Below are 12,295 nucleotides of genomic sequence, written 5' to 3'. Positions count from 1 at the left end.
CGGGAAATGGTTTGGATCACGCCTGCTTGGTTTCCCGCCCCGATCCGAGGGCGAGCACGGGCCTGAACTCCCAACAGTCGTGGCCGCCGTGTTGGATGTGCGGCCCATTCCTCCAACGGAGGTTGCATGAAGACCATCTTCGGCCGGGAGCCCGCGCTCTGGCTGACCCTCATCCAGACCGTTGTCGCGCTCGCCGTCGGCCTCGGCCTCAACGTCACCGGCGAGCAAGTCGGCCTCATCAACGCCGCGGCGGGAGCCGTACTCGCACTGGTCGCCGCGGTCGCGGTCCGGCCGTTCCCGGTGCCGCTGCTCATGGGCGCCATCCAGGCGGCGATCGCGCTGGGGGTCGGCTTTGGCCTGGCCCTGGACGGTGGTCAGGTCGGCTTGGTGAACGCGGCGGCAGCCGCGCTTGTCGGCATCGTGCTGCGCATGCACGTCTCGCCCGTGGAAGCGAAGCCTGTTCGGTACTGATCCGTCGGTGCCCGGCATGCGATCGGCCCGTCCTCCTCCGGGAGGGCGGGCCGATTTCGTCATGTCCGGGGCGTCAGCCGAGGACGATCGCGCGCAGCTCCAGCCAGCGGGGGTCGGTGTCGTGGACGTAGCCGAGCTCGGCCTTCGCGCGGGCCTGGGCGACGGTGCCGTAGTGGCGGAGCTGGCGGACGAGCTCTCCGGTGCGGGGGTTGATCACGTTCACGACCTGGAAGCCGACGCCGTCGGTGAGCCGCTCGGCCGGGATGCGGACCGCGACGAGACGGCCCTTCGGGAATCGGCGCGTGCGCCGGGCTCCCGGCCACCACCGGTTCTGCTCGTCGGGGCCTTCCGTGATCTCGACGTATCCCGGGAAGTCGCTGGACTCCTGGACGTTCAGGATTCTGGCGGTCTTGCTGATGCTGTCCGGGGTCAGCCACATCACGTGGTCGTCGATCTTCAAGTCTCCGGCGGGGATCTGGGCGGTGGTGGCGGTCATCGGGGGTCTCCTTGTGGTTGGGGTTCGGGTGGGGTCTCACTCCCTCCCGACACCTCAAAATCTACACGAGTCCTGCCCGAAGCGCAAGGGCTCCGGGGAGATTTCCCCACCCGGCTACACTCGGAGGCTCGGCTCCCGGTTGGGGCCACCGCGCGCCCGGCGGGGACTTCTCACCCCCATCAGCCGGGCGCGCACCCCCGCGCCTCAGCCCGCCTTACGAGGCCGGCCCGGCGCCCCAGGGTTGTCCCGCCGGTACTCCAGCTCGCCCCGCCAGTAGTGCGGCACCCCGCACACGTCCACTCCCGCCAGCCGTCCCTCCGCCCGGTAGCGGTGCAACGTGTCCGGCTCCACACCCAGCAACTCGGCCGCCTCGATCGTGTCCAACCGGTCCAGCGGGTGCCCGCCCGTGCCCACCTTCCACACCGGCAGCTCCCGGCCGGCCGCGTACGCCTCCCACTGCGCACGGTCCCACAGCGGCGTCTTGCGGCCCGGCACGGTGAGCGGCTTCGGCGCGCCCGCCTGGCGGGCGACGCCGCGATTGCGGAACGTCTTCGGGTTCAGGCCCATGATCTCGGCGGCCTGGGCGCCGGTGATCGCGGTGCGTCCGTGCGGGATCATCCCGGGGTCCTCTCAATGCGTGAGGCCCGCCCCGTGGTGGGGCGGGCCTGGTCGGTGTCAGATGGTGCTGTAGGCCAGGGCCAGGATCGCCACGATCTCCCAGTCGTCCCACAGGTCGGCGTTGCCCCGCACCCAGCCGCCCTCGGGGGTCAGGGTGGCGGTGCCGCGGTAGGTGATGGCCTGCTTGCCGTACTTGTCGCGGGCGCCGATGGTGTTGGTGACCTCGACGTGGCCGATGCGGTAGCCGCGGGTGGTGCGCTCGCAGGCGTCGCGGGCGATCTCGGTGGCGCGGGCGATTTCGGCCTTGGTGAGGTCCCGGCGGAGGGTGCTGCTGCTGTTGGCGAGGGCCTTGGCGACGATGTCGGCGGGGAGGGTGTGGGTGGCGGTGGCGTTCATTTCGGGGCTCCTGTGTGGTTGGGGTCTGTCGGGGCTCTCACCTCCCGACACCTCAAAATCTACACGAGTTCCGCCCGGCCGTCTAGGGGTCTCCGGGGAAATTTCCACGAGTTCCGCCCGTGCCGCGCCCGCGCCTGCCTACTGCCCCTTCCTGGCGGGCTCGATGCCGTAGTCGCGGGCGAGCTTGCGCACGTACGTGGCGGCCAGTCATCAACTGGCTACGTGCCCCATCAGCCGAATCCCGAACGGCCCATGCCTCTGGTTGAGCTGAGTCCATGTCGCCACTCCGCGCCGCCGTCCATCGCCGATACATCGCCACCAACCCCCGGCCCGCCGCCACATCAGGCCCTGCGGAGACACGCGAACAACCGCCCCTTCGGGTGGCTCGGGCTCTGCATCGATCCGCAGTCCTCTCGCCTGTAGTGCGCTGACGTACCAGGGGTTCGCCAGATAGTCCGCCGCCTTCTGGTGACTCATGTGGTGAAGGCTGGAGTTGCACCGGTTGCACAGCAAGCCTCGGACCGCCCAGTCTCCACGGAGCGCGTCGTGATCGATGAAGAGGATCCCGGCGGGAGTCGCCTTGGCGTCGGTCCCGCAAACGCCACAGCGCTCTCTGAATCCCTTCAGTAGGGCGTCGTAGTCGTCGCAGGTGAGCAGGTACTTGCGGTGAGTACAGGGCCTTCCTTCCGGCTTCGCGTGCGCTGGGCCTGTCACTGACCGCCGCCCTTTCGGGTGCGCGCCTGCCGCACGGCTTCGCGGATCGCTGGGTCGAGTGCTTGCCGCATTGCTTCGCGGCTCATGCCGGTGATGCGGACGAGATCGGCCTGTTTGCGGCCGGAGGTCACGGCCGCGCGCAGGCGCTCGTCTCGCTGCTGCATGGCCTGCTCGAGTGCAGTTTCGTAGTCGGCTTTGATGGCGCGGATCTCGTCATTGGTCATCGGCTCCATGCCCACATTCTGCCATTCCAGCTTGGCCATGTCCATTTGGCCCAACGCGCTTGACAGTCCAACAGGTTGGGCCTAACCTGATTGGCATACAGGAACACGCCGACCAGGGGGACGAGAGATGGAAATCCAGGTCACCACCGCAGAGGCCGCCACCGCCCTCTCCGTCTCCCGCCGCACCATCCAGCGCCACGCCAAGGCCGGCAAGCTGGCCGCCACCAAGAACGAGCGCGGCCACTACGTGATCACCCTGGTCATCGCCGACGAGTACAAGCCCGCCCAGGTCGCCAAGGCGCTGGAGCTCGTCGAGCAGGACGGCATCCACGTCACCAGCGACCACGGCACCTTCGTCGCGATCGGCTCGGACGGGGAGACCTGGTACTCGCTTACCCGCCACACCTGCGGATGCCACGCCGGGCTGCGCGGCCTGAAGTGCTACCACCGCCTCGCCGCCCACCTGATCACCCCCACCAGCTACCGGAGCGCCGCATGACGACCACCGCCAGCACCCAGGCGCCGAAGGCCGGAACGGGCCGCACGCCTAGGCGATCTCAGTGATGCTCAGCGGGATCAGCGTGCGATCTTCCGAAGCGTTCTTCTTCCAGCTGGCACAGCACCCGACGCACAGCCGATCCTCGCCATCGGCGTGCTTCCACCGGTAGGCGGCCGGAGCGGCCCGGCAGTACGTACAGTCCACGGGCCCTAGACCTTCTCCTGCTCGGCGCGGTGCTCCGCGAGGGCGTGCGCCATCGTGCCGGACTTCTCCGCGCTGCTGCACGGGCACTTCGAGACGCGGTCCCATATCGCCTTATCTGCCTTGTCGGCCTGGCTGAGCAGGAAGGCGCAGCCGAACACGCTCTTCCGCCCACCCTCACACAGCGCGGCCGTGCAGCAGTCGCAGTCCGGGCAGTCGTCCGGGGCCGGGCGCCTCCAGGCGTGCCCGTCGGGGGCGTCCATGCCGGTGTCGATCCAGCGGGTCATGTCCATGTCCTCCAGTGTGTGCGGGGCCGCAAGAGCGGCACTAGCGGAGCTCTAACGCGGGCGGCCACCTCAGGCCGCCTCGGCGAGCAACTGGTCGCGCTCGACCTTCGTCGTGCCGCCCCAGATGCCCTCCTCGTCGTGCTCGATCGCCCACTGCAGGCACCTCACGCGCACGTCACACCCCCGGCAGATCGCCTTGGCGAGCAGCTCTTGCGGCCCGGGCGTGGAGACACGCTCGGTCGGCACGCGCGGGAACCACAAGTCGGGGTCGATCTCCGGGCAGAGCGCAGACCCCATCCATTCGGTGGCGGGGTCATGGGCGAGGCCGGCCAGGTCGGCGAGCGCGTCCATCAAGCTCATGACGTGATCACCTTCCGTAGCCGAACGCTTGTCGTCGCGATGTCCACATGATCTTGGCCTGAATGTCCACGAACCCCGCTTGTGGACATCCACCCCCCGCGCGTACGTGCGTGTGGAGCCGTGGGGGTGCCCGCCCGTGGACGGCGGGGGAGGGGAGGGGTAGTGGTCACAGCCGGTCACCACCCCGGGGGGATGATCTACGGGACCGGATCGCCCGCTCCGCCTCCGCCACACCCTCCCGGAGGGCGCCCTCCTCCTGCACCTGGAGGGACCACGACCCCCTCCCCACCGGCCCGATCAGGCCCCTCCTCTGCCACTCCCGCCTCCGCTCACTGGCCCACTGCCGGGACCGCCAGCGGGCCACCGCCGCGTCCAGCTCCCCGGTCGTCGCGACTTCTTTGCCGCGCAGAACATCGAGCATTGCGACGATCGCGTCATCCAACTCTTCGCCGCCGTCGCCCGCAGCGTTGTCCACGACGTCATCCGGCAACTGCTCGTGGACAACCAGCCGCATCGTTGACGCCGCGGCGGTGCGTACCCTCCCGGTGGGGGAGGGGAGCGGTCCGGCATCCGCGAGCGCCAACTGCTCCTCCGACGCGTACGCGCGCAGGTGCTCGGGGAGCCGGGACCAGCGATCGGCGTAGTGCGGCAGCCCGGCCGCAGTCGACTCCTCCATGCGCGGAGCGAGATGAGCGGTCTCGGCGGCGGCCTGGAGCAAGTCGGCGTCGCACACCTCCGGCGTGAACAGCAGGCCCGGGTGGGATCCGCCGGGCACCTGCGTGTAGAACGCGCCGGTCGGCAGCGCGGTCGCGTCCACGCGGGTGTAGTCGCGCAGCAGGAACTGGGCGTCCGCCCGCGTCCGCGTACGTCCGGCGTAGGAGCGCGGGAACAACGGCTTGAGGTCCGGGTGCAGGCTGGTCTGGCTGAGGTACTGACTGGCGATCTCCGCGCCCCAGCCGGTCGCACGGCCCTGGGAGAACACCGTCTTGGCCGCCTGCACCGCGCCCGCATTCTGGCGCCCCTTGCCGAGCTCCTCGGCGAACTCATCGAACAGGATCAGCACGGCGGGCACCTCAGGCGACAACGGGAGCAGCTGGTTGTGTTGCGGCCTCAGCAGTCGGCCGCGGAGCGGGATCCCCGCCGCGGCGGCCTCCAGCATCCGGATCGCCTCCTCGCGGGTGGTCGCGATCCAGTCGATGCGCGGCAAGAGGCTGGCGAACGTCAAACCGCTGTTCTTGCGGTCGATCACCCAGATGAGCAGGTCGGGGCAGTAGGCGCGCAAGGCCGCGATCAAGCGCAAGAGGTTGGACTTCGCGCTGCCCGGCTCCCCGCCGAACAAGCCGCGCGTCATGCCCTCGACCACGTACTGCGCGATGGCCACGGTCTTGCCGTCGGCGTCCTCGCCGCACCACACCGGGTCGTAGATGCTGGTCGGGGCGCGGCGGAGATCGAGGCGGACGTGCCGGGCTTGGATCTTGCCGTCCTGCCAGACGAGCACCACCCGCGCCGAGCTGGTGTGTGCCGGATCTTGGACGATTTCGCGGATGCTCCCGGCAGGCCAGTGCATGCCGGACTCGATTTGGCGGCGCATCCGCGGCGCCTCCAACGTCTCCCTGGTGATGCCCACGGGCAGCCGGAGCGGGAAGCGCACACGGCCGTCGCCCAGCACGGCCGGGCGAGCGGCGAGCACCACCCCGGCCGCGCCGAGACCGGCCAGCACGGTCGGCAGAGCGGCGGCCCAATTCCGCACCCGGGTCCGCAGCGACCGCCACGCCCGGGCGGCCCGGTTGCACCCCCATGTCGCGAACACGAGCAGCGTCAGCCCCGCCCAGCCGTACCAGACCTCGGTCCGCAGCCCCCAGTACAGTGCGGCCGCAGTCCACGCCCCGGCCGCCACGAGCACCCCGGCGAGGGCGTCCGGCTCGACCGGCAGCCAGTCGTACCTCGCCTCGACCGCCCGCGCGGCCGCCGCGACGAGGACCCAGCCGCCGGCCGCCCACCACGGCACACCCAGCCCGGCGCCGATGGCGGCCACGCCGAGCACGACCAGCGCGGCCCACCAGGTGGCGTGCAGGTCCCGGTACCGCCACAGCACGCGGCCGGTACGGCGGAGCAGCCACCACACGGGTCCGCGAAGCAGCCACCACAGCACCCGCACGAGGACAGGCGCCCGCGGCGGCTGGGGCGGGGCGGCGACGGGGACGAGTTCCTGGCGGGTCATTCGTCGCGGGCCTCGGCGAAGGCGGCCCGCACCTCGTCGTCTCCTGCCCGGGTGAGGCTGGCCCACGTGGCGCGGATGACGAGCCGCAGGACGGCGGCGATGGCCAGGACGGAGATGGTCGCGAGGACCCAAAAGGTTGCGGGCATTTCAGGCTCCGATAGCGCGGGGAGAGTCAGTGAGGGCCACCACGTGCGCGCCGATCGCGGCCAAGGCGATGCAGGCGCCGATGAGGACGTGGACGGCCAGGGCGGCGGCGGTGCGGGCGGCGCACGCCAGCAGCAGAACGAGGAACAGACCGGTGAGGCCGAGGACGACCAACAGCATCCAGACGAGTCCGCGGGCGCGGACGGCGGCGAGCAGCTGGTCGACGGCGGACGCGCACGAGGTGGCGCGGCTGGCACCGAGGAGGACGGAGAGCACGAGGAGGGCGAAGGCGGCGGTCACGAGGACACCCGCTTGAAGTGGTAGATGAGGCAGTAGCCCCCGCGTTGTTCGGTGGAGACCAGCTCCCAGCTGTCGCGGCCGAGGGCGTTCAGCTCTTCGCCCGAAAGATGGGGGTTGCCGTACGCGACGTGATACTCCCAGCCGGTCATGGCCTGCTCCTGCGGCGTGGCCCGGCACCGCTCGGCGTGCTGCTGGGCAGCCTCCCTGGCCTCGCGCAGATCGCCGTAGCCGGGGTCGTTGTAAGTGTCGCCTTCGCGCCCGTACTCCTTGCAGCCAAGGCAGCGCCAGTTGAAGCCGTCCATCTCGTAAGGCGTGGTCGCCGCGTACGGGGCACCCCGGTAATCCCATTTCGTGGCGAAGCGGAGGGAGTGCAGATCGACGGCGGCGCCGCCGACGTTGACGAACCGGATGAGGACGTCGGCAGGCCAGGCGGCCTTGCGGCGGAGGACGGTCATGGCCGGGCTCCGGTCCCGTTGGCGCGGGCGCGGCTGAGGGTGGTGAGCCCTGCGGCGGTGAGTGCGTCTGCGGTGGCGGACTCGGTGGTCTGCTCCGCCGGTTTCTCGGTCGATCCGTTGTGGTCTACACCCGTGAGCGCCCAGTTGAGTGTGTCGGTCAGCGAGTCGGCGGAGTCTGGCGTGGAGGGCTGCTCGTCGGGCTGGGCGGCGGCGCGTTCGGCGTCGACTTCGGCTTGGATCTCCGCCACCTCGTTCTCGGTCAGCGCCCACGTGTCCTTGAGTGGGCGGCGGCCGAGGCGCCGCTGCCCGGGCTGGAGGCTTTCGGCGTAGGCGAAGCGGCACGCTTCGAAGCGGTCGCGCGCCACCAGGTGTTCGACGCGCACCACCTCGACGGGCATCTCGACAACCTGGGGCACGATCCGCTCGATGACCTCCGGCTCGGCCGCTGACTCGACGACTTGACCGGACCGAACAAGCCACATCAGGAGTTCATACGCCCCGACGAACGCCACCGGCGCGAGCGCGCTGAGCAGCCGGGATCCGGTTCCGCCGTCCCATCCGTGCGCCACGTTGGCGACGAGGGTCACCAGCCCGCCGAGGGTGAGCGCCGCCCAGGCGAGCAGTGGCGCGGGCTGGCGACGCCGCGAGCAGTGGACCATGACGAGCGAGGCCATCACGATCACACCGTCCGACATGGCGGGGTAGAGGAGCGCCATGTCTCGCCGCTCCCCGAGCGCCAGGGCGAGCTCGTAGAAGTGGTGGTAGGAGACGTAGGCCGCGGCGCCTGCGACGGCGAGGAGGACGGCTACGGCGACGCCGCGGATCCACCAGTCGGCGGCGGTCGTTTCGGGCTGGCGGCGGGGTGGCGCGGCGGGGGCGGTTCGGTGCCTCCGGATCGCACGGGCGGTACGGCCGAGGCGGGTCCGGAACGCCAGGGCGAGGAGGGCGATCGCGCCGGCGGCGAAGAACACCCACACGGGTGGGAGGAAGTCGACGAGCGAGAGCCCGATTTGTGGGGCTGGTGCGGTCGCCTGCTGGCGAATATGTTCCATGAGCCGGTGATCCTCTGTTCAGGCGGAGGTGATCTCGGTCGGCCCTTTCGGGCCCGGCCCCTGTCGTGCGCCTTGGTCGCGCTGGCAGGGGCCGTGTTCGTCTAGTCCCAGTTCGGGGGCGGATTCTTCGGTGCCGGGGTCTCGCACTCGCCGGCGTGGTCTTGGGTGTCCTGGACGGTGCCGTAGTCCCTAAGGCCGCACCCTTTGCACCGGATGTTGCCTTTCTTGGGGCTGGCGGGATCGGGATCCCAGATCACCGGAGCGTCGGCTTTGTTGCGGGTGGTGTATCTATTCGCGTTCGACGGGCGGTAGTTCTGGAATGGCCACACCATCTCGGACTCCTGCTGGATGGGGAATTGGGGGAGAAGGCCGGGCCCCTGGAACGGGGTGTGGGGGGCCCGGCCGTGGCCCCTCCCGCAGCGCCAGCCGGGTGGGGCCGGTGTCCGGGGCGTCGGGGCGTCTTCCCCGCCCGCGCCTCACGGACGATCAGTGGTCCCGCCCGCACCCCTCCAGCGAGGGCGGGACCACATCCGGGCGCCGTCCCGAAATGGCGCCCGGAGTCTCGGTGTCAGCTCTTTTCGGCCAGTCGATCAAGGAAGTTCAGGAGCATCTCGCCCGCACGGTGCTGCGCTCCCACCCACGTGGTGTGGTGCTCCAACTTGGCCGCGCCGTGCTCTCCCGGCAGGAGGGATTGGATCTCCAGCCCCTTGAAGGTGTCGACGATCCGGGCGATACAGACCTTGCCGACCCTGCCCCTGATGGCACCGCTCGGTCTGCGGTCCCATCGGATCGTCCAGGCGTCTGCGTGGGTCTCCTCTAGCCAGCCCTGATTGGTCCGTGTCACGAGCGGGCCTCGTCCCTGACGGGGGGCAGGGGGGCAGCCGAACCGCCGCACATCTCGGGGGCCGTGTCGATCAAGACCACAGCCCAGGTCAGATGCCCCTCTCCGTCCAGCAGGTCCTTCACCCGGGAAAAGTGCGCCAGCCGCGATATCTCCGCAAGCTCGGGCCCGGGGACACGACCTTCCACCGGCAGCGCCGGATCGAGGATCTCGAACCGCATCTGCCGCAACCCGAACTCGGTGGTCAGGATGAAAGTCGCGTCCGGCGGCGTACGGGTCAGCGCGTCGATGGCGAGCGCACGAACCAGCCGCTCGGCGACCTCCGCAGCATCGCGGCCGAACGCCCGCCTAGCGGCGCCGTGCGCGTAGCTGGCGGCAGCCTCGGCGCTCTCGGGGAGCCCGGCGTAGTCCTGTCGGTGCAGTGTCATGCCGTGTGTCCAGATCTTTACGGTACCCAAATTCGACCTTAGGGTTCCCAGCTTGAGGTTTGGGTGCCCAAACCGTCAAGCTTGGTCACGTGGAACCCCTGCCTCCGCTCTTCCGGCGCATCGCCGACGAACTCCGCGCCAAGATCCGCTCCGGCGAACTTGCGCCCAACGCGCAGCTGCCGACCCAGGCCGAGCTGATGAGGCAGTACGACGTATCCGACGGCGTCATCAAGGCCGTCATGCGCACCCTCGCCTCCGAGGGGCTCATACAGGCGAGGCGCGGCGCGGGCACCTTCGTCAAGGCCAGGCCCACGCGGCAGCGCCTCCCGCGCTCTTGGTGGCGGCCAGCCCGCGGCGGCTCCCCGTTCTTGCAGGACATGGCTGCTCATGGAATGCACGGGTCGTGGGCGTTCGACTCCGAGACCGTTCAGGCGTCACCGGAGATCCGCGATCGGCTCGGCCTGGATGAGCCGGACAGTGAACTGCCTGACGTCATGCGCACCGCCTACACATTCATGGCCGACGACGAGCCCGTGCAGCTGGCCACCAGCTATGAGCCGTGGGCGCTGACCAAGGGCGAGCCGATCGCCTACCCCGAGGCAGGACCGCACGCTGGGCAGGGCGTCGTGGAGCGGATGGCCGTCATCGGGATCACTGTGACGCACTGGTCAGAGGTGGTGTCGGCGCGGCCGGCTTCCACGGTGGAGGCTCAGGCGTTGAAGATCGGTGCCGGCGCCTTGGTGCTGACGATCGAGCGCACATACTTCGCCGAGACTCGGCCGGTAGAGACTGCCGACATTGCGATTCCGGTCGACCGCTACGAAATCGTGTACGGAGCTCCGGTTCGCGAGGCGTCGGGGGAGTAGCCACAGACGAGGAGGCCGTCTCGCCCAGCGGGGAGGCGGCCTTTCTCGTCGCCGAACTCATCCATGCTCGTTCACGCTCGTACACGCCTGAGCATGCATGTTCCTGCATGTCACTGGACGTTTGCTCACAGCTAAGGTCCGGCGACGTGCCAGAATTCCAACGCCGCCACGACGTACACCTATGGGTGCAGATATACGACACTGTCCGAGAGCGGATCGAGGACGGCACGTACCCGGCGGGGATGTCCATCCCGAGCGAGAGCGAGATGGTGGATGAGTTCAAGGCCGCCCGCAACACCGTTCGGAAGGCACTGAGGCATCTTCGGGATGATGGGTGGATCTACACCGTCGCGCAGCTGGGGAGCTTTCCGGCGGCGCCGTCTGATCCGATGTCGCCCCCTGGACGGCCACCCCGGCAATAGTCCTGCCGGGGTGGTCCGCCCCCTTTTCGGGCCGCACCGCCAGCACATCACCCTGGGAAAGGACTGTGCCGACAGTGCGGCGTCAATCCCTCGCCTCGGCGCGGGTGATCAGGATCGTAACCCACGGACACGCCTGATGTCAGTAGCCATTCGTCACCCTCTAGCTACTTTACGTGGGCACATTTGGCCCTAGATGCGATCCCCAGGGGACAACCGGGCATGAGTCTCCCGAGCCCTATCCGCCGCCAGTTCCCCCGCGTACCGGTACACCATCTCCCGCGACCGCCAGCCCAGGATCTGCTGAACATCCCCATCGTTCGCCCCGGCCGCCAGCAACTGGTGCGTCACCGAGCCCCTGAACCGGTGGGGCGTCACCTTCTCGATTTCCGCTTCCTCGCCGCGGCGACGGAGCATCGCCCGGACTCCGCTGTGTCCAAGGTGGGAGGTGCCTCGCCCCTGTACTCCGAGCCACAGCCAGGGCGAACGCCCGGCCTTGGGGTGGGCTGCTCGGATGCGGAGGTAGCGGTCGATCGCATGCACCGCCTTGACGCCGATAGGCGCCCAGAACTCGTCGCCGCCCTTGAGCCGGATCTTGATCTTCCGGCCCTTCAGATCGAGGTCCTCGGTGAGGATGTTCGCTAGGCCGGACACGCGCACGCCGTTGTCCATGAAGATCCTGATGATGGCGGTGTCCCGACGGGATTCGAAGTCATTGCCGGCGCATGCCTTCAGGAGCGCCGTGAGGTCGTCGTCGGTGAGGTACTTGCGGACCTTGTTGGGGACGTTCGGCGCGTCGGCCGCCATCACGGGCGACTCCCAGGTGCGTTCCTTCTCCCGGATGAGCCAGTTGAAGAACACCCGCAGGTTACGGAAGTGGGTGGCGGCGGTGGCCGCCGAGGTCCGCTCCCGTTCGGCGATCAGGAACCGCCGGATGTGGGGGGCCTCGATGTTCTCGGCGTCGTCCGGCACGTTGTTCTTGCGCGCCCAGCGGTGGAAGGCTCGGGCGGTGTCGGTGTAAGAGCGGATGGTCTTGTCGGATTTACTGGCGGCATCCAGGGAGATCTGCCAGGACTCGATCAGCCCCGGCAGGGGTGCTCCCTGGGGGCGGAGTGGCTTGTTCTTGGGTGCGCTGGTTCGTCGTCGGCCTCTGCTGATGGGGGTGACGGTTGCGGACATGCCAGAGCCTTCCTGGGGCGGAGCCGGGCCGCTTCTGCTGCCTCGGGTGCGGCTGCGCCACGCGAGGATTATTGGCTTTATCACCAACGTTCAACTGCTATGATGGTGATCGTTGCCAAGAACC

20 protein-coding genes are annotated in these 12,295 nt (G+C 69.4%); 4 read left to right on the top strand and 16 right to left on the bottom strand.

What is annotated here, in order from left to right:
- The first annotated feature begins 126 nt into the window (after positions 1 to 126).
- Positions 127 to 471, top strand: a complete 345-nt coding sequence (locus Amac_RS04865; RefSeq protein ID WP_155353095.1) for a hypothetical protein — start codon at positions 127 to 129, stop codon at positions 469 to 471.
- 73 nt (positions 472 to 544) lie between these two features.
- Here Amac_RS04865 and Amac_RS04860 read toward each other — a convergent pair whose 3' ends face one another.
- The 5 genes from Amac_RS04860 to Amac_RS04840 all read right to left on the bottom strand — a co-directional run bounded on the left by Amac_RS04860 (position 545) and on the right by Amac_RS04840 (position 2,958).
- Positions 545 to 967 carry a hypothetical protein gene (locus tag Amac_RS04860; protein ID WP_155353094.1) on the bottom strand — a complete coding sequence of 141 codons (423 nt, stop codon included), beginning with the start codon at positions 965 to 967 and terminating at the stop codon, positions 545 to 547.
- 204 nt (positions 968 to 1,171) lie between these two features.
- Positions 1,172 to 1,585, bottom strand: a complete 414-nt coding sequence (locus Amac_RS04855) for a helix-turn-helix domain-containing protein (RefSeq protein WP_155353093.1) — start codon at positions 1,583 to 1,585, stop codon at positions 1,172 to 1,174.
- A gap of 57 nt (positions 1,586 to 1,642) precedes the next feature.
- Entirely contained in the window at positions 1,643 to 1,981 is a 339-nt protein-coding gene (locus Amac_RS04850) for a hypothetical protein (RefSeq protein WP_155353092.1), read from the bottom strand.
- 210 nt (positions 1,982 to 2,191) lie between these two features.
- On the bottom strand, positions 2,192 to 2,695 hold the full coding sequence (locus tag Amac_RS57835) for an endonuclease domain-containing protein (protein WP_155353091.1): 504 nt from the start codon (positions 2,693 to 2,695) through the stop codon (positions 2,192 to 2,194).
- Positions 2,692 to 2,958 carry a hypothetical protein gene (locus Amac_RS04840; RefSeq protein WP_155353090.1) on the bottom strand — a complete coding sequence of 89 codons (267 nt, stop codon included), beginning with the start codon at positions 2,956 to 2,958 and terminating at the stop codon, positions 2,692 to 2,694. Before Amac_RS04840 ends, Amac_RS57835 begins: the two co-directional genes overlap by 4 nt.
- Positions 2,959 to 3,046: 88 nt before the next feature.
- On the opposite strand from Amac_RS04840, the gene Amac_RS04835 reads away from it, so the two are divergent.
- Complete coding sequence (locus Amac_RS04835) at positions 3,047 to 3,418, top strand: helix-turn-helix domain-containing protein (protein ID WP_155353089.1); 372 nt, start codon at positions 3,047 to 3,049, stop codon at positions 3,416 to 3,418.
- A gap of 209 nt (positions 3,419 to 3,627) precedes the next feature.
- Here the strand turns inward: Amac_RS04835 and Amac_RS04825 are convergent, their stop codons facing one another.
- From Amac_RS04825 to Amac_RS04780, 10 genes are all read right to left on the bottom strand, one after another.
- Complete coding sequence (locus Amac_RS04825) at positions 3,628 to 3,906, bottom strand: hypothetical protein (protein WP_155353087.1); 279 nt, start codon at positions 3,904 to 3,906, stop codon at positions 3,628 to 3,630.
- 69 nt (positions 3,907 to 3,975) lie between these two features.
- Positions 3,976 to 4,266 (bottom strand): WhiB family transcriptional regulator, encoded by a 291-nt coding sequence (locus Amac_RS04820; protein ID WP_246268083.1) that lies wholly within the window; start codon positions 4,264 to 4,266, stop codon positions 3,976 to 3,978.
- A gap of 166 nt (positions 4,267 to 4,432) precedes the next feature.
- Entirely contained in the window at positions 4,433 to 6,487 is a 2,055-nt protein-coding gene (locus tag Amac_RS04815) for a hypothetical protein (RefSeq protein WP_155353086.1), read from the bottom strand.
- Positions 6,484 to 6,633, bottom strand: coding sequence for a hypothetical protein (locus Amac_RS04810; protein ID WP_155353085.1), 150 nt, complete (start codon positions 6,631 to 6,633; stop codon positions 6,484 to 6,486). Before Amac_RS04810 ends, Amac_RS04815 begins: the two co-directional genes overlap by 4 nt.
- A 1-nt stretch (position 6,634) precedes the next feature.
- The gene (locus tag Amac_RS04805; RefSeq protein ID WP_155353084.1) at positions 6,635 to 6,931 is read right to left on the bottom strand and encodes a hypothetical protein; all 297 of its coding nucleotides are present in this window, start codon (positions 6,929 to 6,931) and stop codon (positions 6,635 to 6,637) included.
- Positions 6,928 to 7,386 (bottom strand): hypothetical protein, encoded by a 459-nt coding sequence (locus Amac_RS04800; RefSeq protein ID WP_155353083.1) that lies wholly within the window; start codon positions 7,384 to 7,386, stop codon positions 6,928 to 6,930. The genes Amac_RS04805 and Amac_RS04800 overlap by 4 nt, the downstream gene beginning before the upstream one ends.
- Entirely contained in the window at positions 7,383 to 8,438 is a 1,056-nt protein-coding gene (locus tag Amac_RS04795; protein ID WP_155353082.1) for a DUF2637 domain-containing protein, read from the bottom strand. The genes Amac_RS04800 and Amac_RS04795 overlap by 4 nt, the downstream gene beginning before the upstream one ends.
- 101 nt (positions 8,439 to 8,539) lie before the next feature.
- The gene (locus tag Amac_RS04790) at positions 8,540 to 8,770 is read right to left on the bottom strand and encodes a hypothetical protein (protein WP_155353081.1); all 231 of its coding nucleotides are present in this window, start codon (positions 8,768 to 8,770) and stop codon (positions 8,540 to 8,542) included.
- A gap of 236 nt (positions 8,771 to 9,006) precedes the next feature.
- Positions 9,007 to 9,282, bottom strand: a complete 276-nt coding sequence (locus Amac_RS04785; protein ID WP_155353080.1) for a hypothetical protein — start codon at positions 9,280 to 9,282, stop codon at positions 9,007 to 9,009.
- Positions 9,279 to 9,707: a hypothetical protein gene (locus tag Amac_RS04780; RefSeq protein ID WP_155353079.1), complete on the bottom strand. Its 429-nt coding sequence runs from the start codon at positions 9,705 to 9,707 to the stop codon at positions 9,279 to 9,281. Before Amac_RS04780 ends, Amac_RS04785 begins: the two co-directional genes overlap by 4 nt.
- An 89-nt stretch (positions 9,708 to 9,796) precedes the next feature.
- Between Amac_RS04780 and Amac_RS04775 the strand changes: the two genes are divergently transcribed.
- Both Amac_RS04775 and Amac_RS57175 read left to right on the top strand, forming a co-directional pair.
- Complete coding sequence (locus Amac_RS04775; protein ID WP_246268081.1) at positions 9,797 to 10,573, top strand: GntR family transcriptional regulator; 777 nt, start codon at positions 9,797 to 9,799, stop codon at positions 10,571 to 10,573.
- Positions 10,574 to 10,680: 107 nt separating this feature from the next.
- Positions 10,681 to 10,995: a GntR family transcriptional regulator gene (locus tag Amac_RS57175; RefSeq protein ID WP_155353078.1), complete on the top strand. Its 315-nt coding sequence runs from the start codon at positions 10,681 to 10,683 to the stop codon at positions 10,993 to 10,995.
- Positions 10,996 to 11,184: 189 nt separating this feature from the next.
- Here Amac_RS57175 and Amac_RS04765 read toward each other — a convergent pair whose 3' ends face one another.
- Entirely contained in the window at positions 11,185 to 12,171 is a 987-nt protein-coding gene (locus Amac_RS04765) for a tyrosine-type recombinase/integrase (RefSeq protein ID WP_155353077.1), read from the bottom strand.
- Positions 12,172 to 12,295: the final 124 nt, after the last annotated feature.

This window comes from Acrocarpospora macrocephala (genome assembly GCF_009687865.1).
Classification (GTDB): Bacteria; Actinomycetota; Actinomycetes; order Streptosporangiales; family Streptosporangiaceae; genus Acrocarpospora; species Acrocarpospora macrocephala.
Note: the sequence above shows the minus strand (reverse complement) of the source record. Positions and strands in the feature narration are given on the sequence as shown.